Source organism: Bacillus sp. NPDC057893 (genome assembly GCF_042796455.1).
GTDB lineage: Bacteria > Bacillota > Bacilli > Bacillales > Bacillaceae_G > Bacillus_A.
Window position 1 is genome coordinate 1,288,581 of the sequence record NZ_JBHVNG010000001.1, and the last position, 19,987, is coordinate 1,308,567.

20 protein-coding genes and 1 pseudogene are annotated in these 19,987 nt (G+C 35.6%); 15 read left to right on the plus strand and 6 right to left on the minus strand.

Annotated features, from left to right (window positions below; all coding sequences use genetic code 11):
- Positions 1–3: 3 nt before the first annotated feature.
- Together ACFVQC_RS06970 and ACFVQC_RS06975 are read right to left on the minus strand one after the other, a co-directional pair.
- Positions 4–328 (minus strand): annotated as a pseudogene (locus tag ACFVQC_RS06970) (YmzC family protein).
- A 20-nt stretch (positions 329–348) separates the two neighbouring features.
- Positions 349–564, minus strand: coding sequence for a hypothetical protein (locus ACFVQC_RS06975; RefSeq protein ID WP_377897834.1), 216 nt, complete (start codon positions 562–564; stop codon positions 349–351).
- A gap of 483 nt (positions 565–1,047) precedes the next feature.
- Between ACFVQC_RS06975 and ACFVQC_RS06980 the strand changes: the two genes are divergently transcribed.
- The 4 genes from ACFVQC_RS06980 (at position 1,048) to sspN (ending at position 3,143) form a co-directional block, all read left to right on the plus strand.
- Positions 1,048–1,623 carry a TlpA family protein disulfide reductase gene (locus ACFVQC_RS06980; RefSeq protein WP_377892297.1) on the plus strand — a complete coding sequence of 192 codons (576 nt, stop codon included), beginning with the start codon at positions 1,048–1,050 and terminating at the stop codon, positions 1,621–1,623.
- Between the two features lie 118 nt (positions 1,624–1,741).
- The gene (locus tag ACFVQC_RS06985; RefSeq protein WP_377897836.1) at positions 1,742–2,689 is read left to right on the plus strand and encodes a 3'-5' exonuclease; all 948 of its coding nucleotides are present in this window, start codon (positions 1,742–1,744) and stop codon (positions 2,687–2,689) included.
- A 132-nt stretch (positions 2,690–2,821) separates the two neighbouring features.
- The gene (locus tag ACFVQC_RS06990) at positions 2,822–2,965 is read left to right on the plus strand and encodes an FbpB family small basic protein (protein ID WP_002014298.1); all 144 of its coding nucleotides are present in this window, start codon (positions 2,822–2,824) and stop codon (positions 2,963–2,965) included.
- A 43-nt stretch (positions 2,966–3,008) separates the two neighbouring features.
- A complete protein-coding gene (gene sspN / locus ACFVQC_RS06995; protein WP_000527988.1) occupies positions 3,009–3,143 on the plus strand; it encodes an acid-soluble spore protein SspN in 135 nt (44 codons plus the stop codon).
- An 86-nt stretch (positions 3,144–3,229) separates the two neighbouring features.
- Here the strand turns inward: sspN and ACFVQC_RS07000 are convergent, their stop codons facing one another.
- Complete coding sequence (locus ACFVQC_RS07000) at positions 3,230–4,522, minus strand: glycoside hydrolase family 18 protein (protein WP_002111131.1); 1,293 nt, start codon at positions 4,520–4,522, stop codon at positions 3,230–3,232.
- Positions 4,523–4,631: 109 nt separating this feature from the next.
- On the opposite strand from ACFVQC_RS07000, the gene ACFVQC_RS07005 reads away from it, so the two are divergent.
- Positions 4,632–5,051 (plus strand): acyl-CoA thioesterase, encoded by a 420-nt coding sequence (locus ACFVQC_RS07005; RefSeq protein WP_000495819.1) that lies wholly within the window; start codon positions 4,632–4,634, stop codon positions 5,049–5,051.
- Positions 5,052–5,079: 28 nt separating this feature from the next.
- Here the strand turns inward: ACFVQC_RS07005 and ACFVQC_RS07010 are convergent, their stop codons facing one another.
- Positions 5,080–5,370, minus strand: coding sequence for a HesB/YadR/YfhF family protein (locus tag ACFVQC_RS07010; protein WP_002146331.1), 291 nt, complete (start codon positions 5,368–5,370; stop codon positions 5,080–5,082).
- Positions 5,371–5,478: 108 nt separating this feature from the next.
- On the minus strand, positions 5,479–6,075 hold the full coding sequence (gene plsY / locus ACFVQC_RS07015; protein WP_002066645.1) for a glycerol-3-phosphate 1-O-acyltransferase PlsY: 597 nt from the start codon (positions 6,073–6,075) through the stop codon (positions 5,479–5,481).
- Between the two features lie 225 nt (positions 6,076–6,300).
- On the opposite strand from plsY, the gene ACFVQC_RS07020 reads away from it, so the two are divergent.
- From ACFVQC_RS07020 to ACFVQC_RS07055, 8 genes are all read left to right on the plus strand, one after another.
- The gene (locus ACFVQC_RS07020) at positions 6,301–8,157 is read left to right on the plus strand and encodes an anaerobic ribonucleoside triphosphate reductase (RefSeq protein WP_377897838.1); all 1,857 of its coding nucleotides are present in this window, start codon (positions 6,301–6,303) and stop codon (positions 8,155–8,157) included.
- Positions 8,154–8,606: an anaerobic ribonucleoside-triphosphate reductase activating protein gene (gene nrdG, locus ACFVQC_RS07025; RefSeq protein ID WP_377897840.1), complete on the plus strand. Its 453-nt coding sequence runs from the start codon at positions 8,154–8,156 to the stop codon at positions 8,604–8,606. Before ACFVQC_RS07020 ends, nrdG begins: the two co-directional genes overlap by 4 nt.
- An 18-nt stretch (positions 8,607–8,624) precedes the next feature.
- Entirely contained in the window at positions 8,625–9,302 is a 678-nt protein-coding gene (locus ACFVQC_RS07030; protein WP_002014310.1) for a response regulator transcription factor, read from the plus strand.
- Positions 9,303–9,504: 202 nt separating this feature from the next.
- Positions 9,505–10,746, plus strand: coding sequence for a S1C family serine protease (locus ACFVQC_RS07035; RefSeq protein ID WP_002146335.1), 1,242 nt, complete (start codon positions 9,505–9,507; stop codon positions 10,744–10,746).
- 79 nt (positions 10,747–10,825) lie between these two features.
- Positions 10,826–11,239 (plus strand): CoA-binding protein, encoded by a 414-nt coding sequence (locus tag ACFVQC_RS07040; RefSeq protein WP_002066654.1) that lies wholly within the window; start codon positions 10,826–10,828, stop codon positions 11,237–11,239.
- 376 nt (positions 11,240–11,615) lie between these two features.
- Positions 11,616–13,580 carry a DNA topoisomerase IV subunit B gene (gene parE / locus ACFVQC_RS07045; protein WP_377892281.1) on the plus strand — a complete coding sequence of 655 codons (1,965 nt, stop codon included), beginning with the start codon at positions 11,616–11,618 and terminating at the stop codon, positions 13,578–13,580.
- Between the two features lies 1 nt (position 13,581).
- Positions 13,582–16,005 (plus strand): DNA topoisomerase IV subunit A, encoded by a 2,424-nt coding sequence (parC, locus tag ACFVQC_RS07050; RefSeq protein ID WP_204208660.1) that lies wholly within the window; start codon positions 13,582–13,584, stop codon positions 16,003–16,005.
- Positions 16,006–16,277: 272 nt separating this feature from the next.
- Positions 16,278–17,309 (plus strand): oxidoreductase, encoded by a 1,032-nt coding sequence (locus ACFVQC_RS07055; RefSeq protein ID WP_377897844.1) that lies wholly within the window; start codon positions 16,278–16,280, stop codon positions 17,307–17,309.
- Positions 17,310–17,333: 24 nt separating this feature from the next.
- Here ACFVQC_RS07055 and ACFVQC_RS07060 read toward each other — a convergent pair whose 3' ends face one another.
- Positions 17,334–17,927: a TetR/AcrR family transcriptional regulator gene (locus ACFVQC_RS07060; protein ID WP_377892273.1), complete on the minus strand. Its 594-nt coding sequence runs from the start codon at positions 17,925–17,927 to the stop codon at positions 17,334–17,336.
- Positions 17,928–18,091: 164 nt separating this feature from the next.
- Here ACFVQC_RS07060 and ACFVQC_RS07065 point away from each other — a divergent pair, with 164 nt between their 5' ends.
- Positions 18,092–18,985 (plus strand): ABC transporter ATP-binding protein, encoded by an 894-nt coding sequence (locus ACFVQC_RS07065; protein WP_377897845.1) that lies wholly within the window; start codon positions 18,092–18,094, stop codon positions 18,983–18,985.
- On the plus strand, positions 18,978–19,784 hold the full coding sequence (locus ACFVQC_RS07070; RefSeq protein WP_002199699.1) for an ABC transporter permease subunit: 807 nt from the start codon (positions 18,978–18,980) through the stop codon (positions 19,782–19,784). Before ACFVQC_RS07065 ends, ACFVQC_RS07070 begins: the two co-directional genes overlap by 8 nt.
- Positions 19,785–19,987 lie beyond the last annotated feature (203 nt).

Here is a 19,987-nt window from a genome sequence, read left to right on the forward strand (position 1 = left end):
TCTTTATTCAGTATTATTAAGTTGGTACGTATATGATTCAGTATCGCTAGTACTAAACTCTTTGACTAGAGTAAGTTGATTTGTATCCGGATTATATTTGGAAATTTTGACCGTATGTTCGCTACTTAGTGATGGATTATATTGCTTGAATAGCAAACGTATTTTCAGCAATCTGAGTCATATTACTGGTGGAAACATTTTCTATGGAATCATGATTTGTAGAAATTTCAACGACTCTTCCACCGTTGAAAAATAAAAGAACGATTACTAAAATAACTAAACATATTCGTATATAGCGAAGTTCTTTGCTAATAGGGTGTTCTCCCAAAACAATCATCCTTTCTATAACTATTCTATAGTAGTAATGGTAGTCATCGTGAAGAAACTAAGAATACCGAGACCTGCCAAAAGGATAAATGAGATTAAAGCGATATAGAGACAAATACGCCCAACTTGTTTTTTTTCAGGATTTTTACTGAATAGTGAGATGATCCATGTGATAATCCCGATTGGGGAAAATATAAAACTAAGAATATATAATAGTATTTTTTCAAATAAATTCATAAAAATATCCCCTTTTTTGAAAGTTCTACATGTGTAGTCTTCTTCGTATTAGCGCTGCCGTTATGTAGGAAAGTACAGAATAAACAGCACTATAAACAATCCAAGCGTCTAAGTTTTGTAAAGCTAGATGTATATCAAATTCAGAGACGATAATGAAAAATATAAGTGGAACAGTAAAAGAAATAATAATAGCAGCCCATTTGAATTTGTATAGCCAGCCGCTAAAACAAATACATAGTAATGGTAAAGTGAAGAAAACAAAAGAAAAAGGGTTGATAAGTAATTGTAAAATACATATCACCTCTCAGTTTTTATATATTTTTCTAATTATATGATAAAAAGGAAAATATTTCATCTTAGTTAAAAATATTCCGACTATTTCGAATGTGAATATTTCCAAGCTTGTCCGTATAAGCTAAAATAAGGTATATAGTATTTTGATGATTATGTTATAAGAAGATAAACACGTTAGGGTGATATAAAATGTGGCGGAAGCTTACGATTATTGTAGTGTTAGTTTGTTTAGCGGGATATGCAGCTTATGAACAGTTCGGTAATAAAGATCAGGCGGTACAAGGGAAGCAAGAAAAAAGTGAAGCTGTTATGAAAGAGATGATTGCAAGGAATGGTATTGAAGTAGGGAAGAGTGCACCTGATTTTGAATTAACTAAGTTAGATGGAACAAATGTAAAGTTATCAGATTTAAAAGGAAAGAAAGTGATTTTAAACTTTTGGGCAACGTGGTGTGGCCCATGTCAGCAAGAAATGCCCGATATGGAGGCCTTTTATAAAGAGCATAAAGAAAATGTAGAAATTTTAGCTATAAACTATACTCCTTCAGAAAAAGGGGGGGGAGAAGAAAAAGTAAGAAATTTCGCTAAAGAAAAAGGGATTACTTTTCCTATTCTATTGGACAAGAACATTGATGTGACAACAGCTTATAAAGTAATAACCATTCCAACTTCGTATTTTATAGATACAAAAGGTGTCATTCAAGATAAGTTCATTGGACCGATGACACAAAAAGAGATGGAGAAACGGATTGAGAAATTAAAATAATAAGTGAGGAGGCAGAGATGGGAAGTGGCCATTTCTGCCTTTTCTTTTTCAAGTAGTGAAAGCTTCGTGATATGATAAAAGAAATATAAACGTTTAGAGATAAAGGAGTGTATTTGGAGTGGGGAATATATCCTTACCGTTAGATTATGTTGTAATTGATTTTGAAACAACAGGATTTAACCCTTATAATGATAAAATTATTCAAGTAGCAGCAGTGAAATATCGTAATCATGAACTAGTAGATCAGTTTGTTTCCTATGTGAATCCGGAGCGTTCAATTCCGGACCGAATAACGAGTTTAACAGGTATTACAAATTATCGTGTTTCAGATGCACCGACGATTGAAGAAGTATTACCTTTATTTTTAGCATTTTTACATACAAATGTAATTGTCGCTCATAATGCATCTTTTGATATGCGTTTTTTGAAAAGTAATGTAAATATGCTTGGGCTACCGGATCCTAAAAATAAAGTGATTGACACTGTGTTTTTAGCAAAGAAATATATGAAGCACGCGCCTAATCATAAACTTGAAACGTTAAAGCGAATGCTTGGAATTCGCTTAAGTTCTCATAATGCATTTGATGATTGTATTACGTGTGCGGCAGTTTATCAAAGATGTGCATCTATGGAGGAAGAAGGAAAAAGAAAAGTGCAGAAAGAAGTGCTTGATGAAACGGTAGCATACGAAGCAGTAAAAGAAATTCTTATGCGAAATAAACGTGATATCGAATGGATTCGCTGTATGAATGTCGGGAGCTATTTAGATATAAAAGCTTTTTACCCAATTATTAGGATGAAGGTAAACGGGCGAAAGAAATATGTGTTAACAGAAAAAATGGAAGACGATGTAATTGGTATTTGTACGAGCTTAACGTGTGAGGCAGCATTGAAAAGTGAGATTGGCAACACGAGAATTATGATTGACAGTGTAGAGGACATTTTCAAGCTAGAGAGCTACATTTTAGAAGAATACGATTCTGTATTGCGAGCACTGCATGAATATAGAGTGAATGAAGAAGATGCTGATGAAGAAATTAAAAAATATTTAAATATAATGATGTGAAAAAATCCCATGCGTAATATTTGCGTATGGTTTTTTTTGTTAAAACATAAAATTTTCTTGCAAATCTGATTAAAGAGTTTTTCATTTGCTCATACTATGTAATAAGAAAACGTAGAAGAAAGGGTGAGCAGCATGAGAAGAAGTCGCCGTAGATCGTTTGAAGAACTTGTAAATGAAAATAAACAACAATTATTAAGTGATCGTGATGCAATGGATCGAATTGAAAAACGTATTGAAAAACGTTATGAAATGAAACTTTTTAAGCAGGCTGAATAATTCTTAACACTAGTACGATACTAGTGTTAAGGAGGCGATAGTAATGGGTAATCCGAAAAAGAATTCAAAAGACTTTGCACCAAATCAAATTGGAACACAATCGAAAAAAGCTGGTGGCAATAAAGGAAAGCAAATGCAAGACCAAACTGGTAAGCAACCGATTGTTGATAACGGTTAAAAAAGGAGAGTGTTATCATTCTTCTTTTTTGTGAGGGAATTAAAGATATATTTTTAACAGGAATATGAAAAAAGGGCTGACTTTCGTCAGCCTTTTTTCGTGATTGTAAAGTTTTCCACGAGTAAACGCCAATTTTGTGGGAATGGTAGACCAATTTTCCAATAGCTAATGCCACCTATTCCTTGTTCTTTCATTAAATTAAATTTACTTTGCACGGACCGTGAATCTTCAAACCAAACTTCATGTTGTACGCCGTTTTCGTCAAAGTAATTAAAATGTGGAGCTTGAGCCGTGAAATCATAGCGGATAGGAACATTGTATTTACGAGCTAGTGCAACAGCTGCAACAGAGCTAATTGCTTTTGCAGGTGGATTTCCTTGTTTGAACGGCAGTTTCCAATCGAAACCGTATAAATTTTGACCCATCATAATTTTTTGTGGTGGCATTTGAGATTTTGCATATTGAAGTACCTCTTTCACAGGACCAATAGGAGAAATCGCCATCGGTGGCCCGCCTTGCCAACCCCAGTCGTATGTCATAATGACGACGAAATCAACAATTTGTCCTTGTGCTTTATAATCATGAGCTTCAAAAAATTTCCCTTTTTGATTGGAACTTGTTTTCGGTACAAGCGTTGTACTTAATGTGTACCCGCTAGGTAAGCGCGTTTTTACATTTCGTAAAAAACGATTATATGCTTCGCGATCTTCAGGTGCTACATTCTCGAAATCAAAATGAATATCTCGCATGCCGTATTTTTCAGCTGTTTGCAAAATGTTCGTAATAAATTTGTTTTGAATCGTTGCGTCGCGTAAAAAAACAGATGCCAGTTCGGTACTGAAATTTCCATTTTCAATATTTGTAATAACGAGCATAGGGATGGTTTTACCTTGCGTTGCAATATTAGCGATTTTAGCTGTTTCTGTTGGTTCTTTTAAAGTGCCGTCTCGTTTTGCTTCAAAGCTGAAGTAGGCTAAATATGTTAAAAATGGATTAATAGCACGTGTAGCATTTACTAAACTTTCTTTGATCGGTATTGTTGAAGGTTGTAAATAAGCGATGGATTCTACTGCTCGTTTTGTTCCTTTCGGTATATATAATTGTTGTCCGACATGAAGAATAGATTTTAATGAAAGGTTATTAACTTTAGCTAAACTGGCGAGAGGAACGCTATATGTTTGAGAAATTCGATAAAGGCTGTCACCAGGCTGTACATAATAGTTATTGCCTTTTGTATTAACGATAAGTGCCTGACCAACAACGAGTGTTTCGGCTGGGTTTAGTCCATTGTCTTTTACAATTTCTTCAGGTGTAGATCCATATTTTGATGCTAAACTATAAACACTATCACCGCTACGAACAGTTACAATTTGAATCATGTGTTTGCCCCTTTCGGTAAAAGATTCACTGTTTTTATTTTATTTTTGATTCCACTGTATTATGATTAAATGTATGCAAGGTAGCAGAAGTGAAAGAAGGCGAATAGAAATGTTTGTAGCAGAACATGAAGTTGAAATCCGCTATGCGGAAACAGACCAGATGGGTGTTGTTTACCATTCAAACTATTTAGTGTGGCTGGAACTTGGGCGCACGAAACTTATACAAGAATTAGGATTTTCGTATGTTGAAATGGAGAAAGAGGGAATTATCTCTCCTGTATTAGACTTGCAAATCTCGTACCGTAAAGCGATGCGTTACGGTGAAAAGGCCATTGTGAAAACATGGATTGATACTGTGAGCCCGCTTCGTGTTGTATATGGTTATGAAATTTATAACGGTGATGGCGAGCTTTGTATTACTGCAAGTACAACGAATATTTGTGCGAAAAAAGAAGGGTTCCGCCCTGTATCATTTAAAAAATTATATCCTGAGTGGTATGCGAAATATGAGGAAATTAAAAAAAAATAAAAAAAGCGTGGCAGAAGCCACGTTTTTTTTATTTTTCATAATTAAATTGAGGGAAATCATCACCGTCGTTAAGTGTCACTAATAAATTATGTCCATCGAAGAACCACTCATCATCGCCTTCAATAAAGAAGTTAATACCTTCTTCTTGCATTTGAACAGCAGGATGCGCAGGATCATCTTTACGAATACCTAAAGAAAGTCCTTTTTGCACAGTACTGCAACCACCGTATTGTACGAAAAAGCGTATTGTTTCACCTGATTGTAAGTGTAATTCGTTTTTATACCATTGTGCTGCTTCTTTTGTTACGGAAAGATTCATGTATAGTTCCTCCAAATTATGTTGCTTTTTCTTAAGTATAAAAAATAACGCAAAAAGACGCTATTAATATGCTTCACGTTTTCTTTTTGCGTTATGTGGGTTACGATCTTATTTTTGCTTTTTTGAAAAGTTTGCTTTCGGTTCAGTTTTATTTATAATTCGTCCGATATTTGCACGGTGTTTATAAATAACCATACCAGCTAATAAACACATCGCAATAATGAAGATTTTATCCCCGCTAACAATTGATGCAATAACAGCAACGACAGCTGTTACCATAGAAGAAAGTGATACGTATCTTGTTGTAAATAAAAGGGTGAAAAATACAACAGCTAATATTGCAAATACAACTGGTGAGTAGCATAATAATACCCCGGCAGAAGTTGCAACTGCTTTCCCCCCGCGGAATTTTGCGAAGATCGGATAGACATGTCCAAGAACAGCGGCTAATCCAAACCATAGTGGGTGAATATCTGACCCGAAAATAATCGGTAGACCTGTTGCTAATGTACCTTTTAAAATGTCAGCAATTGTTACGATAAAACCTGCTTTTTTCCCTAACGTACGGAATGTATTAGTTCCGCCTAGATTACCGCTTCCATGCTCACGAATGTCGATTCCATAACCGATTTTTCCAACGACTAATGCAAATGGAATCGAACCGAGCAAGTAGGCAACGATAAATAAAAGATATGTAATAATCATGAGTTCAGTCTCCTTTATACAAATGTGTTGATAAAGGGTAAAAAGAGTTTTTCCCGTATATTGTACCATACATTTGTAAAGAGCACATTTCTTTTTTGTAAATGAAAAATTCATTATTTCGTGAAAAAAAATTCACAGGAATGTTACATTTCTCACAGAAACAACAAGACTATATGTTGTAACATTTTAATCAAAAGACAACAACATATTGATGGAGGGTTATAAATGTTACAACGAAATACACGTGGAGAAGAATTAATGAAAGTATTTGAGACAATTATTCACGGTAATGAACAAGATTTAATGCAGGAAAATGCAAATGTAGATGGCCGATCTCCAATGGGAGTAATGGGAACGTTCGCATCTGAGAGCGCAAAGTATTATGCAGTAGAAAAATTATTATCAGATCAAGTGAAAAAAGCGATAGATCAAAATATATTATATCCACATGATTTAGATTTTTATGCAACAGGAACGACGACTTGTTCGCAAATTCCGTTATCGCAAATGCTTGCTAACGGTTTTCATACTGGACATGGACATATGAGACAACCGCAAGACATTAAAAGTGCGTTGGCGCTTTCTTCAATTATTTTTCAGGCGAATCAAAATATGCAACACGGTGGTCAATCGTTTGCGCTCTTTGATATTGATTTAGCTCCATATGTGAGAAAAACAGTAGAGAGACATAAAAAACGATTGCAATCATATCCGCTTACGAAAGAACAAATAGAGGAATTTGCATGGAAAGAAACAGAAAATGATACGTATCAGGCGTGTGAGGCTTTCGTTCATAATTCAAATAGTATGCATAGTAGGGGCGGGGGACAAGTACCGTTTATTTCTATTAACTACGGAACAGATACATCGAAAGAGGGACGGCTTTTAATTAAGCAACTTTTAAAAGCGACGCAAGCTGGACTTGGTAAAGGGGAAACACCGATTTTTCCTATTCAAATTTTCAAAATGAAAAAAGGCTTGAACTTTGAAGAGTGTGATCCGAACTATGATTTATTTGAATTAGCGTTAGAAACGACAGCTGAGCGATTATTCCCTAACTTTTCGTTTTTAGATGCTCCGTTTAATGCAGTGTACTATGATGGTCGACCTGAAAGTGAAGTATGTTATATGGGGTGTCGTACTCGTGTTATGTCTAATATACATGGGGAAGAAACAGCAATTGGAAGAGGGAATTTATCGTTTACTTCTATTAATTTAGTGAAATTAGCGCTAATTAGTGGTTCAACAGAAGCGTTTTTTGAAGCGCTAAGTTATTACTTAGATTTAGGCGTTAAGCAATTATTAGAGAGATTTGCTTATCAATGTACAAAGAGAGCAAGAGATTTTCAGTTCTTATATTCACAAGGTGTATGGCGTGGTGGAGAAACGTTACAACCTGAAGATGCTGTGGCGCCGATTTTAAAACAAGGGACGTTAAGTCTTGGCTTTATCGGTCTTGCAGAATGTTTAGTAGCGTTAACAGGAAAGCACCACGGAGAAAATGAGGAATCGTGGAAGCTTGGATATGAAATCATTTCCTTTATGAGGAAGAGGATGGATAAGGCTACGGAAAAACATCAACTCAATTTCTCTGTAATTGCAACGCCAGCAGAAGGGTTATCAGGAAAGTTTGTGAAGAAAGATAGAGAAGAATTTGGTGAAATTAGCGGTGTGACAAATCATAATTATTATACAAATTCGTTCCATGTACCGGTGTATTACAATATTCAAGCGATAGATAAAATTCGATTAGAAGGACCGTTCCACGCTCTTTGTAATGGCGGACATATTACGTACATTGAACTAGATGGTGCAGCTGTGCATAATCAAAAGGCGTTAAAGCAAATTGTACAAACGATGGCGCAGTACGGAGTAGGGTACGGTTCAATTAACCATCCTGTCGATCGTTGTCAGTGCTGTAGTTATCATGGCATTATCGGGAATGAATGTCCGAGCTGCGGAAATGAAGATGAGAATGAAATAGAAAGAATTCGCCGCATAACAGGATATCTTGTAGGAGATATGTCAAAGTGGAATAGCGCGAAACGTAGTGAAGAGATGGATCGGGTGAAGCATAAATGAAAGTTATGAACATCATTCATGATAGTGTAGTAGATGGAGAAGGGTTGCGGACAGTCGTGTTTTTTGCGGGCTGTCCGCATCGTTGTTTTGGTTGCCATAATCCGAAGTCGTGGAATATTTGCAACGGAACTGACATGACGTCAGAAGAAATTGTGAAAGAGATTGCAAGTAATCCATTAACTGATGTAACATTTTCAGGCGGAGATCCATTTTTTCAAGCTGCTGAAGTGAAAAAAGTAGCAAAAGCTGTGAAAGATTTGAAAAAAAATCTATGGATGTATACAGGTTATACGTTAGAAGAGATACAGAGTTCTCAAAATAATGATATGATAGAGTTGTTACATTATGGGGATGTTTTAGTCGATGGAAGATTTGAAATCGAGAAAAAAGATTTAACCCTTCCATTTCGCGGAAGCTCCAATCAACGTATTATTCGATTGAAAGAGTAAAAAGGCGGGATAGATTATATGAATAAAACAGTATTGCTTGTTGAAGATGAAAGAAGATTACGTGAAATTGTTAGCGATTATTTTCGTAATGAAGGCTTTGAAGTAATCGAAGCAGAAGACGGAAAAAAAGCGTTAGAATTATTTGCAGAGCATGAAATTGATTTAATTATGTTAGATATTATGTTACCAGAAATAGATGGATGGTCTGTTTGTAGACGAATTAGAAAAGAATCAGCAGTACCAATTATTATGTTGACAGCACGTTCTGATGAGGATGATACATTATTAGGATTTGAACTAGGTGCAGATGAGTATGTAACAAAACCTTTTAGTCCGAAAGTATTAGTAGCTCGTGCAAAGACGTTATTGAAACGTGCGGATGGAGCGGTAGGAGTATCAGAAGAAAATACTATGTCTTTAGCCGGAATAGAAGTGAATCGGCTATCTAGAACAGTTTTAGTAGATGGAGAAGAAATTATATTGACACATAAGGAGTTTGAGCTTCTTGTTTATTTAATGGAGAACAAAGGAATTGTGTTGTCACGTCAACATTTATTAGATCAGTTATGGGGATATGATTACTACGGTGATGACCGAACGGTTGATACACATATTAAAAAACTGCGAAATAAGCTAGGAGATAAGGCGAAGCATATCGGCACTGTTATTCGAGTAGGTTACAAATTTGAAGAATAACCTTTAAGTTACTATGCATCCCGGCTTTTGGATATAGCAAATTTACACTCTCCTTTGTAGGTGAAATGTACAAAAAATACTTTTCTTGTCTACAATGATAGATAGGAGTATTTTTTTAATTGGATTTCACGATGAGTTCACAAGAAGGACACAAAATGTGACTATACTGAAAGTACGAATTCACCAGAGGGGGAAATAAAACATGGGATATTACGACGGACCGAATTTAAATGAAGAGCATAGTGAAACGAGAGAAATGAAAAAATCAGGTAGTAAAAAAGGATATTTTTTCACAGGTTTAGTTGGAGCTGTAGTCGGGGCTGTCACAATTAGTTTTGCAGCACCTTATATGCCATGGGTGCAAAATAATGGAGCAGCAGTTTCATCATTCAATTCTAATAAACAAGTAGAAGGAACTGTAGTTCCAGTTGTAAATAAAGCGAAAAATGAAACTGATTTACCGGGAATGATCGAAGGTGCGAAGGATGTTGTTGTTGGTGTGATTAATATGCAACAAAGTGTTGATCCATTCGCAATGCAACCGGCAGGTCAAGAACAAACAGCTGGTACAGGATCAGGTGTAATATATAAAAAAGCAGGAAATAAAGCATATATTGTAACGAATAACCACGTAGTAGATGGTGCAAATAAACTTGCTGTTAAATTGAGCGATGGAAAGCAAGTCGATGCAAAATTAGTTGGTAAGGACCCTTGGTTGGACTTAGCTGTTGTAGAGATTGATGGATCTAATGTGAATAAAGTTGCAAGTTTAGGTGATTCCAGTAAAATCCGTGCAGGTGAGAAAGCAATTGCAATCGGTAACCCATTAGGATTTGATGGAAGTGTAACGGAAGGTATCATCAGTAGTAAAGAGCGTGAAATTCCAGTTGATATTGATGGTGACAAACGTCCGGATTGGCAAGCACAGGTTATTCAAACAGATGCAGCGATTAACCCTGGTAACAGTGGTGGTGCTCTATTTAATCAAAACGGTGAGGTAATCGGTATTAACTCAAGTAAAATAGCTCAGCAATCAGTAGAGGGTATTGGTTTTGCAATCCCAATTAACATCGCAAAACCAGTTATTGAATCACTTGAAAAAGATGGAGTAGTGAAACGTCCAGCACTTGGAGTAGGTGTCGTTTCATTAGAAGATGTGCAAGCTTATGCAGTAAATCAATTAAAAGTGCCAAAAGAAGTAACAAATGGAGTTGTATTAGGTAAAATTTATCCAATATCTCCGGCAGAAAAAGCTGGTTTAGAGCAATATGATATAGTAGTAGCATTAGATGATCAAAAAGTAGAAAATTCACTTCAATTCCGTAAATATTTATATGAAAAGAAAAAAGTAGGCGAGAAAGTAGAAGTTACATTCTATCGCAATGGCCAAAAAATGACGAAATCAGCTACGTTAGCAGATAATTCAGCTACTAAGAATCAATAATCGGAATAAAAGAAAGTCTCTTTCATGTTGAAAGAGACTTTCTTTATCGGATATAATAAAGGTATAGGAGGGATTAATTATGATAATTGAAAACCCAACTCGTACGGAAATTGGTGAAGTATTGAAGAAAAGTAAAACGATTGCAGTTGTTGGACTATCAGATAAGCCAGAACGCACATCATATATGGTTTCAAAAGCAATGCAAGATGCTGGGTATCGCATTATTCCAGTAAATCCAACAGTAGATGAAGTACTCGGAGAAAAGGCGGTTTCTTCACTGAAGGATATTAAAGAACATGTTGATATCGTAAATGTATTCCGTCGCTCAGAATTTTTAAAGGATGTTGCGAAAGAGTTTGTAGAGATTGATGCAGATGTTTTCTGGGCACAATTAGGAGTACAAGATGAAGATACATATAAACTTTTACAAGAAAAAGGCTATACAGTAATAATGGATCGTTGTATTAAAGTAGAGCATGTAATGACAAAATAGTATAGACTTTAAAGGTAGAAAGATTGATTCAGCCCTCGCTTTTTACATAAGTAGGGCGGATGAACGAGGTGTTCATCATGAGATTTTTTAAAGGCTGTTTTTGGGGATTGTTACTTGTTATCCCGTTTTGGATATTGATCATTTGGATCATGATAAAGGTCTGGAATGTATAATGTTGGAATACATATCCATTTCTCGTTGACAAACGATTATTTTTCTGAAATAGTAGCCTAGAGGAATCCTTGTGAAAAAACAAGGATTTTTCTATTGAAAATAGTATATAAAAGAGATAAGATAACTTGCCAAAACTATAGTCGAGGCGTTATTCTATAATAGAAACATATGTTCTTATTTAATTTGGAAAGGGGCAAGGAGTTTGGTGAAGCATCAGTTCCAATATAATGAAGATGCAATTCAAGTGTTAGAAGGACTTGAAGCCGTTCGAAAACGCCCGGGAATGTATATCGGGAGTACGGATAGCCGTGGATTGCATCATTTAGTATATGAAATAGTAGATAACTCCGTTGATGAAGCGTTAGCGGGATTTGGCGACGAAATTTCTGTCGTAATACATAAAGATAATAGTATTAGCGTTATTGATAAAGGGCGAGGAATGCCTACGGGAATGCATAAACTTGGAAAACCGACACCTGAAGTTATTTTAACTGTACTTCATGCGGGGGGTAAGTTTGGCCAAGGAGGCTATAAAACGAGTGGTGGTTTACACGGTGTTGGGGCATCAGTTGTAAACGCCTTGTCAGAATGGCTAGTAGTAACGATTAAGCGTGATGGTAGCATTTATGAACAACGCTTTGAAAATGGTGGTACTCCTGCAACGACGTTAGAGAAAATCGGGAAAACGAAAGAGTCTGGTACAACGATGCACTTCAAACCAGATACAACTATTTTCAGCACAACAAATTATAATTATGAAACATTATGTGAGAGATTACGTGAATCTGCATTCTTATTAAAAGGAATGAAAATCTCGATAAAAGATGAACGTAATGATTTAGAAGATGTGTTTCATTATGAAACAGGAATTGAGGCTTTCGTTTCATACTTAAACGAAGAGAAAGATTCGATTCATCCAGTTGTATATTTCTTGGGTGAGCAAAATGGAATTGAAGCAGAGTTAGCGTTTCAGTTTAATGATGGTTACTCAGAAAACATTCTTTCGTTTGTAAATAATGTACGTACAAAAGACGGTGGTACACACGAAGCTGGATTTAAAACAGCAATGACACGTGTGTTCAATGAGTATGCTCGTAAAGTTTCTTTATTAAAAGAAAAAGACAAAAATTTAGAGGGTACAGATATTCGTGAAGGATTAGCTTCGATTGTTTCTGTACGTGTACCAGAAGACGTACTCCAGTTTGAAGGGCAAACGAAAGGGAAACTAGGTACAAGTGAAGCTCGTTCTTCAATTGATGCAATTGTATCTGAGCATTTAGCTTACTTTTTAGAAGAAAATCCGGATGTAGCTACACTTCTTGTGAGAAAGGCAATTAAAGCAGCGCAAGCACGTGAGGCTGCTCGTAAAGCGAGAGAAGAAGCGCGTACTGGTAAGAAGAAGAAAAAATCAGAAGGTACTTTAAGCGGGAAGTTAACACCTGCACAATCACGTAATCCTCAGAAAAACGAATTGTATTTAGTAGAGGGTGACTCGGCTGGTGGTTCAGCAAAGCAAGGACGAGATCGTCGTTTCCAAGCGGTGCTACCATTACGTGGTAAAGTAATCAACACGGAAAAAGCAAAGCTTGCTGATATTTTTAAGAATGAAGAGATCAATACGATTATTTACGCAATTGGCGGCGGCGTAGGGAATGAGTTCGCTGTTGAAGATATTAACTACGATAAAGTTGTTATTATGACCGATGCAGATACGGATGGGGCGCATATTCAAGTGTTACTACTGACGTTCTTCTACCGTTATATGAAACCACTTATTGAAGCTGGTAAAGTATTTATCGCACTTCCACCTTTATATAAAGTAAGTAAAGGAAAAGGGAAAAGTGAAGTAATTGAATATGCATGGTCTGATGAAGAATTAGGTGGTGTAACGAAAAAGGTCGGTAAAGGCTATATGTTGCAGCGCTATAAAGGACTTGGCGAAATGAATGCCGATCAATTATGGGAAACAACGATGAACCCTGAAACACGTACATTAATTCGTGTGAAAATTGACGATGCATCAAGAGCTGAGCGCCGAGTTACGACATTGATGGGTGATAAGGTAGAACCTCGTCGTAAATGGATTGAGCGTAATGTACAATTTGGTATGCAAGAAGAAGGAAATATTTTAGAAAATGAAATGATTATGGAGACGGAGGTGGAATAACATGCAGGCAGAGAAGTTTCATGACCTCCCGCTTGAAGACGTGTTAGGTGACCGCTTTGCACGTTATAGTAAATATATTATTCAAGACCGCGCGCTTCCAGATGCGCGTGACGGTTTAAAACCGGTACAAAGACGTATTTTATATTCTATGTATGTAGAAGGAAATGTACATGATAAAGCGTTTCGTAAATCAGCTAAAACAGTAGGTAATGTTATCGGTAATTATCATCCACATGGTGATTCCTCTGTATATGAGGCGATGGTCCGTTTAAGTCAAACTTGGAAAGTACGTAATGTTTTAGTTGAAATGCACGGAAATAACGGTAGTGTTGATGGGGATCCAGCAGCGGCAATGCGTTATACGGAAGCACGTTTATCACCAATCGCATCTGAGTTATTACGTGATCTTGATAAAGAAACAGTAGAATTCGTGTCAAACTTTGATGATACGAGTGAAGAACCTGTTGTATTACCGGCAATGTTCCCGAACTTATTAGTGAACGGATCTACAGGGATTTCCGCTGGTTATGCAACAGAAATTCCACCGCATCATCTTGGAGAAGTAATTGATGCTACAATGATGCGTATCGATCAACCGAATAGTTCTGTGGATGACTTGTTAACAGTTATTAAAGGACCAGATTTCCCTACAGGTGGTATTATACAAGGGATAGATGGCATTAAAAAAGCGTATGAAACAGGTAAAGGTAAAATTATTATTCGCGGAAAAGCAGAGGTTGAAACGATTCGTGGCGGGAAGCAACAAATCGTTATTACAGAAATTCCGTATGAAGTAAATAAAGCGAATCTTGTTAAGAAAATGGATGAATTACGTATAGATAAAAAGCTAGATGGAATTGCTGAAGTACGTGATGAGACAGATCGTACAGGTCTTCGTATCGTTGTAGAATTAAAAAAAGAAGCGAATGCTGAAGGTATTTTAAATTATTTATATAAAAATACAGATTTACAAATTCCATACAACTTTAATATGGTAGCGATAAATAATCGTCGTCCGACACTTATGACATTACCTAAGATCTTGGATGCATATATTGGGCATCAGAAAGAAGTTGTTACAAGACGCTCACAATATGAATTAAGAAAAGCAGAAAATCGTCAGCATATTGTAGAAGGTTTAAAGAAAGCATTATCAATTTTAGATGAAGTGATTGAAACGATCCGTGGGTCTAAAGATAAGCGTAATGCGAAAGATAATTTAAGTGCGAAATTTGGATTTACAGAGGCTCAGTCAGAAGCAATTGTTTCACTGCAATTATATCGTTTAACAAATACAGATATTACAGCGCTAGAGCAAGAAGCAGCGGAACTTAGTAAGAAAATTATAGAGTTACAGACGATTCTACAAAGTGAAAAAAGACTTTTTCAAGTTATTAAAACAGATTTGAAGAGAGTAAAGAAAACATATAGTGATAATCGCCGTGCGATAATTGAAGAGGAAATTGAAGAAATTAAAATTGATGTGGAAGTTATGATTCCGCAAGAAGATGTCATCGTTACTGTAACGAAAGAAGGCTATGTGAAACGAACAGGTTGGCGTTCGCATAATGCATCGAACGGGAAATACTTCGGTATGAAAGAGGGTGACATCTTACTTGAGCGTTTCGATACAAACACGACAGAAACCGTTCTTTTATTTACGAACAAAGGAAATTATATTTATCTTCCTGTGTATGAAATGCCAGAAATTCGTTGGAAAGATTTGGGTCAACACGTTGCGAATCTTGTTTCACTCGAGCGAGATGAATCGTTAATTTGGGCAACAGTCGTACCGAATTTTGAAGAAGAAAAACGATTTATCGTATTTGTTACACGAAACGGTATGATTAAGAAAACAGAATTAAACCAATATAAAGTGCAGCGTTATTCACGGGCGTTCGTTGCTGTAAACTTGAAAAAAGATGATGAAGTTGTTGATATATTTGCGACAGATGGGACAAGTGATATTGTTCTTGCAACACATGGTGCATATGCACTTGTATTCAATGAAGAAGAAGTAAGTCCAGTTGGTGTAAGAGCAGCTGGTGTGAAAGCAATTAACTTAAAAGAAGATGACTACGTTGCTTCTGGTAAACCGTTAAATGGCGAAAAAGATCAACTTATTCTCGTTACGCAGCGAGGTGCTGTGAAACGTATAAAGGCATCGGAAATTGAGAAATCAACGAGGGCGAAGCGAGGACTTGTAATTTTTAAAGAGTTAAAACGTAATCCGTACCGCATTGTCGGTATTGAAATTGTTCGAGATGACGAATTAGTTTACATGAAGACAGAGAAACACATTGTAGAAGAAATTGATCCGAAAGCGTTTCGAAATAAAGACCGGTATAGTAACGGTAGTTTAGTACTTGATGTTAATGATACTGGTGAAGTAATTGAAACGTGGACGAAGAAAAGAACGGAATAAAGTGAGCATCTTGCTATGAATGATAGCAAGATGCTTTTTTCTAAGCAAATCATTATGTATATAAAAATAATCTTGTTATAATAATGAAATGAAATCGTTCTCATAAAGTGAAACTTTAATCAGTGGGGGTTTTCTTCATTCCCCACTGATTATTAGTTGAACCAATCGGGCTTTTACGGGCAGCCCAACCCTCACCTAACTTCTTTGCATTCGTTGAATTTTGAGGTAGGGATCTTACTGCCCGCAAGTAGCGGGATAAATGGAGGGGCAGCATGAAAAAAATAGGTGTAGGGATTGTAGGATTTGGATTTTCTAGTACAACATTTCACATCCCGTTATTACAAACGATAGAAGAGTATGATATTCGTGCTATTTTATCATCAAAAGAAGAAGTAGTGAAACAAACATTACCAAATGCTGAAGTTGTTGGTACAATTGATGAATTAGTAAACCGAGCTGATATTGACTTAGTGGTTATTACTTCACCGAATACAACTCATTTTCCATATGTAAAAGAAGCGATTGTACACGGTAAGCATGTTGTTGTGGAGAAACCATTCGTTGTTTCAATTGAAGAGGGAGAAGAGCTTATTTCATTAGCGAAGCAACATAATGTCGTTTTAAGTGTGTATCACAACCGTCGTCTTGATAATGATTTCTTAACGATAAAGAAATTATTACAAGAAAAAAGAATAGGAAATGTATACGCATATGAAGCGCATTTCGATCGTTTCCGCCCACATGTACGCGATCGTTGGAGAGAAAAGAACTTACCAGGATCAGGTATATTATATGATTTAGGATCGCATTTAATTGACCAAGCATTATCATTATTTGGGAAACCAGATGCGATAAGCGCAGATGTAATAAAACAACGACCAGGTGCAGAAGTTGATGATTACTTCCATGTTGTACTTCACTACGGAGTAAAGCGCGTTATTTTACATAGTAGCAGCTACGTAAAGCAAGCTGGACCGCATTTTACACTGCATGGAGATAAAGGTTCTATTGTGAAATACGGCATGGATTCACAGGAAGAACAATTAAAGACTGGAATGAAGCCAGGGGATAATGGTTATGGAACAGACCCTGAAGAGAATTTTGCTACTTTAGAAACAGAAGAAGAGTTAGTACGTATTCCAACAGAAGTCGGCTGTTATGACATGTATTATAAAGGTGTAAGAGATAGTATTGTAAATGGTGAGAAACCACCTGTAACAGCAGAAGAAGGCTTGGAAGTTATTAGACTTATTCAATTGGCAATTGAAAGTAGTGAAACTGGTAGAGTCATTTCGATAAAATAAAAAAGACACGATTCTGTGTCTTTTTTATTTTTGCGGAACAGAAAGTCCATAAAAGAACATCGTAACTATATCTTGTATATGTTTTTCTCGATCTCCTTCAAGAAGCTGTGCCCCGAAATCATCACCTAATTTAGTGAACATTTGAATGTACAGTAACATCATTCCTTTTGAAAGATGAGGGTTAATTTCATTTTTGCGCTGTGCTTGTTCTAATATTTCTAAATACCAAGGCAGGATTTTTTCGTTTTGATAACTATAAATAAATTCTCGGAGCTCTTCGTCTTTTTGCATCATTTGTAGTAGCATATCAGGCTGAAATAACCCGCCCGTATTCATTTTTCTTACAATCATTTTTTGCATCATATCATGAAAAGGTAATTTTTCTTCCGCAAGCTCTTTATAATATTGAAATTCAGATATTATAAATTCTTGTATAAGTTCCCTAAATAACGCATCTTTACTTCCAAAATGATTATAAATTGTAACTTGAGAAACGTTTGCTTTTTTTGCAATATGTTCTATTTTTACTTCATTAAATCCGCGTTCTGAAAATAATACGAAGGCTGCCTCTTTAATGGCACGTTTTTTCTTTTCTTTCACTTTTTCAAAGCCGTTCAATACAATCACCTCATTTAAAATATACAAGAAAAAATAATTGAAAACAATATTTTTGAAATATGGACATATAAATATTTCAAAAAGTTGTTGCGAATATGAAAGATGAAGAGTACAATAATTTTGAAATATCATACTTAAAATATTTCAAAAAATGAGGTGGGCTTATGATTTCAGTTCAAAATATCACAAAACAGTTTTCAAATGGGAAAGGCTTGTTTGATATTACATTTGAAGTGAAAGAAGGGGAAATTTTTGGCTACTTAGGACCAAATGGTGCTGGGAAATCAACAACGATTCGTAATTTAATGGGATTTATAAAACCGACGGCTGGTAAAGCGACAATTTTCGGGTTAGATTGTTGGGAAGATGCTGCGAAAATTCAAAGAGAAGTTGGCTATTTACCAGGAGAAATTTCTTTTATTGAAGGAATGAATGGATTAGAGTTTTTAAATTTGATGCAAGGAATGCGTGGGTTAAAAGATATAAAAAGACGAGATGAATTAATAGAACGTTTGCAATTCGATGTGAAAACACCAATTCGAAAAATGTCTAAAGGAATGAAACAAAAAGTAGGGATAGTTGCGGCATTTATGCATAATCCAGAAGTACTAATTTTAGATGAACCAACATCAGGACTCGATCCACTTATGCAACAAGTATTTATAGATTTAATATTAGAGGAAAAGCAAAGAGGGAAAACAATCCTTATGTCATCACATATTTTCACTGAAATTGAGAGAACTTGTGATAGAGTAGCTATTATTAAAGATGGACGTCTTGTAACGGTAGAAGATATTCATGATTTACAAGGAATGCGAAGACAAGTAATAGATGTAACAGTATCATCAGAGGAAGAAATCGAGTCGCTTAAACAATGTGATTTGCAATTTGAAGGGGTGAAAGGTAGAGAGGCGTCAATTATTGTGCAAGGAAACTATCAAACTGTTTTACAAATACTTTCAAACTATAATGTAACGGCACTTCAAACGAGAGCGACGGATTTAGAACATTTATTTATGCATTATTACGAGAAGAAAGAAGGGATAAAGCATGAATAAACAACTATTTTTAGCTAGTTTGAAAGAAACTCAAAAAAGTATATTGAGCTATGCTACTGGTGCAGCTCTTTATTTATGGTTATTAATTTGGATATTCCCATCGATGGTTTCAGCGAAGGGGTTAAATGAATTAATAAGTGCCATGCCTGATAGTGTAAAAAAAATCGTTGGAATGGAAAGCCCAATTCAAAATGTAATGGATTTTTTAGCTGGTGAATATTATAGCCTATTGTTTATTATCATTTTAACAATTTTTTGCGTCACGGTTGCAACGCATTTAATTGCTCGTCATGTAGATAAAGGGGCGATGGCATATTTATTAGCAACACCTGTATCAAGGGTGAAAATTGCAATTACACAAGCTGCTGTTCTCATATTGGGACTACTAATTATTGTAATTGTTACTTATGTAGCTGGTATATTAGGTGCAGAATGGTTTTTAAAAGATAATAATTTAAATAAAGAATTATTTTTGAAGATAAATGTAGTCGGGGGGCTAATATTTTTAGTAGTTAGTGCCTATTCATTTTTCTTTTCCTGTATATGTAATGATGAAAGGAAGGCACTTAGCTATTCAGCAAGTTTAACAATCCTATTTTTCGTATTAGATATGGTAGGGAAATTAAGCGATAAGTTAGAGTGGATGAGAAATATATCCTTGTTTACATTGTTTCGTCCGAAAGAAATTGCTGAAGGAACATATAATATATGGCCGGTAAGTATAGGTTTAACTGCTGGAGCACTTTGTATCTTCATAGTAGCAATTGTAGTATTTAGGAAGAGGGATTTACCGTTGTAAATTAGAAAGTCCACTGAGAAAGTGGGCTTTTTTCGTTTTTGTAGGAAAAAGATTTCTAAAATATACATTATTTATTAACGATAATCTACAGTCTGTTTATTAGAAAATATAATTAACACTATTAAATTAGTGTATATGTAACGATAAAAAACGATGTTAAAAAACTATATGGAATTTTTATGAATATTACTGTAAGAAAATAA

Coding starts and splice junctions, on each gene's coding strand:
- ACFVQC_RS07030 (WP_002014310.1), top strand. CDS start 8,625: ATGAATAAAACAGTATTGCTTGTTGAAGATGAAAGAAGATTACGTGAA.
- sspN (WP_000527988.1), top strand. CDS start 3,009: ATGGGTAATCCGAAAAAGAATTCAAAAGACTTTGCACCAAATCAAATT.
- ACFVQC_RS07070 (WP_002199699.1), top strand. CDS start 18,978: ATGAATAAACAACTATTTTTAGCTAGTTTGAAAGAAACTCAAAAAAGT.
- ACFVQC_RS07065 (WP_377897845.1), top strand. CDS start 18,092: ATGATTTCAGTTCAAAATATCACAAAACAGTTTTCAAATGGGAAAGGC.
- ACFVQC_RS07020 (WP_377897838.1), top strand. CDS start 6,301: ATGTTACAACGAAATACACGTGGAGAAGAATTAATGAAAGTATTTGAG.
- ACFVQC_RS06975 (WP_377897834.1), bottom strand. CDS start 564: ATGAATTTATTTGAAAAAATACTATTATATATTCTTAGTTTTATATTT.
- ACFVQC_RS07035 (WP_002146335.1), top strand. CDS start 9,505: ATGGGATATTACGACGGACCGAATTTAAATGAAGAGCATAGTGAAACG.
- nrdG (WP_377897840.1), top strand. CDS start 8,154: ATGAAAGTTATGAACATCATTCATGATAGTGTAGTAGATGGAGAAGGG.
- ACFVQC_RS07040 (WP_002066654.1), top strand. CDS start 10,826: ATGATAATTGAAAACCCAACTCGTACGGAAATTGGTGAAGTATTGAAG.
- ACFVQC_RS07055 (WP_377897844.1), top strand. CDS start 16,278: ATGAAAAAAATAGGTGTAGGGATTGTAGGATTTGGATTTTCTAGTACA.
- parC (WP_204208660.1), top strand. CDS start 13,582: ATGCAGGCAGAGAAGTTTCATGACCTCCCGCTTGAAGACGTGTTAGGT.
- ACFVQC_RS07005 (WP_000495819.1), top strand. CDS start 4,632: ATGTTTGTAGCAGAACATGAAGTTGAAATCCGCTATGCGGAAACAGAC.
- ACFVQC_RS07000 (WP_002111131.1), bottom strand. CDS start 4,522: ATGATTCAAATTGTAACTGTTCGTAGCGGTGATAGTGTTTATAGTTTA.
- ACFVQC_RS06990 (WP_002014298.1), top strand. CDS start 2,822: ATGAGAAGAAGTCGCCGTAGATCGTTTGAAGAACTTGTAAATGAAAAT.
- ACFVQC_RS06980 (WP_377892297.1), top strand. CDS start 1,048: ATGTGGCGGAAGCTTACGATTATTGTAGTGTTAGTTTGTTTAGCGGGA.
- plsY (WP_002066645.1), bottom strand. CDS start 6,075: ATGATTATTACATATCTTTTATTTATCGTTGCCTACTTGCTCGGTTCG.
- ACFVQC_RS07010 (WP_002146331.1), bottom strand. CDS start 5,370: ATGAATCTTTCCGTAACAAAAGAAGCAGCACAATGGTATAAAAACGAA.